Raw genomic sequence first — 2,376 nt, 5'->3', positions numbered from 1 at the left:
GGAAAGCGGGAAATAGCTCCTGAAAAATATAGAGATGTTCTGCTTGGAAGGTAGATTTCTCCTTCGTCGAAATGACAGATGTGTTGATGTAATAATCAATTGTTGTGTTGTAAGAGATTGTTTCGTTGCTTCAGAACTGCGTTCGCAGACCTTCAGTCTGTCGCAGGGACGCAAAAAAACCACTTCGGTTGAAGTGGTTTATATGTTGAGAAAATCTCGTCTTGATTAAGCTTCTTCAGAAGATGCTTCTTCTTTTTTAGCAGGAGCTGCTTTTGGAGCTTCAACCGGAGCATCAGATACAACATCGAATTCGTAGTTGTACTCAACGTTTCTGTGAAGTCTAACAAGAGCTGAGAATTTACCCGTTCTCTTGATTGTGTTTCCAGGAATTTTGATGTATTTTTTATCTACAGATACCCCTGCTTTTCCTAAAGCTTCAGCAAGATCCGCATTGTTGATAGAACCGAATAATTTATCACCAGTACCTACTTTTGCAGGGATTGTGATAGAAGTTTTCTTTAATTGCTCAACTACAGCAGTTGCAGCAGCAACCAATTTCGCTTCTTCTTCTTTTCTAGCCTCCAAAGTAGCTTCTAAAGCTGCGATGTTTTTAGGAGTAGCTAATAAAGCGTACCCTTGAGGAATAAGGAAGTTTCTTGCATAACCAGGTTTTACGCTTACTGTGTCGAATTCAAGACCTAAGTTTTCTACGTCTTTTTTTAGGATAATGTTCATTGTTGTTGTCCGTTTTAGAGTTTAGAGCTCCGGATTTTATGTTCCGGTTTACTCTTCACATCGTTAGAATTTATAAATTAATTCAGCAACAAAAAGCCAAAAGCGAGAAGCTAATGGCTAATTGCAATTTTTTTATTTTAATAAGTCAGCTACGTATGGTAGTAACGCCAAGTGTCTTGCTCTTTTGATTGCAGCAGAAACTTTTCTTTGGTATTTTAAAGAAGTTCCTGTATATCTTCTTGGTAAGATTTTACCTTGCTCGTTTACGAACTGTAATAAGAAATCAGCATCTTTGTAATCAACGTGCTTAATTCCGTATTTTTTGAATCTACAATATTTCTTTTCAGATTTTGTATTGATATCAAGCGGAGTAAGGAATTTTACTTCAGATTCTCCTCCAGCTGAGGCTTGTTTAGCCATTTCGTCTATTGCCATGTCTTGTCTTTTTAAAAAATAGGGTTAATAATTAAGCTTTAGCTGCTTTTACTTTTGCTCTTCTAGTTACAGCGTAGTCAACAGCGTGTTTGTCTAGTTTTGTAGTAAGGTAACGGATTACTCTCTCGTCACGCTTGAATGCCAATTCTAAATCAGCAACTACAGAACCTTCACCTTTAAATTCGATTAAAGTGTAGAATCCGTTCTTTTTCAATTGGATCGGGTAAGCTAATTTTTTTAATCCCCAGTTTTCTTTAGCAACGATTTCGCAGTTCTTTTCTTTGATAAGATCTACATACTTGTTTACTGCTTCCTCCACCTGAGCTTCAGATAGAACGGGAGTTAAAATGAAAACAGTTTCGTAATTGTTCATAATGTTAAAAAATTTGTTAATTATTTCGAGGTGCAAAAGTAGACAATATATTTGTAATATGCAATATAAGAGGAGTCTTTCTTGAAAATAATTGATGGTGGAGTGTTGTTAGTTATGGTTTTTGGCTGTTGAAGCATTTCTGAGAAATAAACTTTAAACCCAAACCCCTGAACTTTACATACGGTCGTCTTTTCTGATCTCCGTTAAAAAATTCACTTTTATGACGTCATATAAAGAATGTCGGCTTACCAAAATGGAGGCAATGGAAGACACCATTCCGGCTAACATAAGATGAAATATTAAAGAATGTCTGTCGGTCATTTCCAGAACAATGATTGCCGATGTAAAAGGTGCTCTTGTAATTCCCGTTAAAAAAGCAACCATTCCTGCCAAAACAACAACATTGGTTTCATTCGGGCTTAAATGAATGAATCCTGAAATTACAGAACCAATACTTGCTCCGGCTGTTAAAGCAGGGGCAAAAATTCCTCCTGCGCCGCCGGAAGTGAAGGAAAGGGCAGGACCCAACATTCTTAAAACCGGAACGTACCAGTCTTCATGTTTTTCTGAAGTAAAAAGAACACGCTCCATAATTTCTTTTCCGGAACCCAATATTTCCCGGTTGATAAAAAAAGCGATAGAAGCGATGATCAGAGCGCAGAAAATTAAAAATGCTACGTTCGCACGGTCTGTTTTAAGTTTTCTTTTCTTCCAGTCATTCATTTTAAGCATGATTACGGAGAGCTGACTGGCTAAAATTCCGGCAATTCCGCCCACTAAAATGATGGGAAACATGACCATTAAAGAAACGTCATTTGTTTTTGGATATCCCA

General features: G+C 37.2%; 4 protein-coding genes. All 4 read right to left on the bottom strand.

Going from position 1 to position 2,376, the window contains the following annotated elements:
• Window positions 1-225 precede the first annotated feature (225 nt).
• Window positions 226-735, bottom strand: a complete 510-nt coding sequence (gene rplI / locus WFK35_RS22245; protein ID WP_214589900.1) for a 50S ribosomal protein L9 — start codon at window positions 733-735, stop codon at window positions 226-228.
• A 132-nt stretch (window positions 736-867) separates the two neighbouring features.
• The gene (gene rpsR, locus WFK35_RS22240) at window positions 868-1,170 is read right to left on the bottom strand and encodes a 30S ribosomal protein S18 (RefSeq protein ID WP_002979091.1); all 303 of its coding nucleotides are present in this window, start codon (window positions 1,168-1,170) and stop codon (window positions 868-870) included.
• A 31-nt stretch (window positions 1,171-1,201) separates the two neighbouring features.
• Complete coding sequence (rpsF, locus tag WFK35_RS22235; RefSeq protein WP_066434819.1) at window positions 1,202-1,543, bottom strand: 30S ribosomal protein S6; 342 nt, start codon at window positions 1,541-1,543, stop codon at window positions 1,202-1,204.
• Window positions 1,544-1,717: 174 nt separating this feature from the next.
• The coding region (locus tag WFK35_RS22230) for a chloride channel protein (RefSeq protein ID WP_336734771.1) at window positions 1,718-2,376 on the bottom strand (659 nt) is incomplete at its 5' end.

The sequence above is a fragment of the Chryseobacterium sp. VD8 genome, assembly GCF_037149975.1.
Taxonomy (GTDB): Bacteria; Bacteroidota; Bacteroidia; order Flavobacteriales; family Weeksellaceae; genus Chryseobacterium; species Chryseobacterium indicum.
The sequence above is the reverse complement of the archived record's forward strand: the minus strand, read 5'-3'. Positions and strand labels throughout refer to the sequence as shown.

What these genes read in the sequence shown, in the direction of transcription:
- rplI (WP_214589900.1), bottom strand. Translation starts at nt 735, where the DNA reads ATGAACATTATCCTAAAAAAAGACGTAGAAAACTTAGGTCTTGAATTC.
- rpsR (WP_002979091.1), bottom strand. Translation starts at nt 1,170, where the DNA reads ATGGCAATAGACGAAATGGCTAAACAAGCCTCAGCTGGAGGAGAATCT.
- rpsF (WP_066434819.1), bottom strand. Translation starts at nt 1,543, where the DNA reads ATGAACAATTACGAAACTGTTTTCATTTTAACTCCCGTTCTATCTGAA.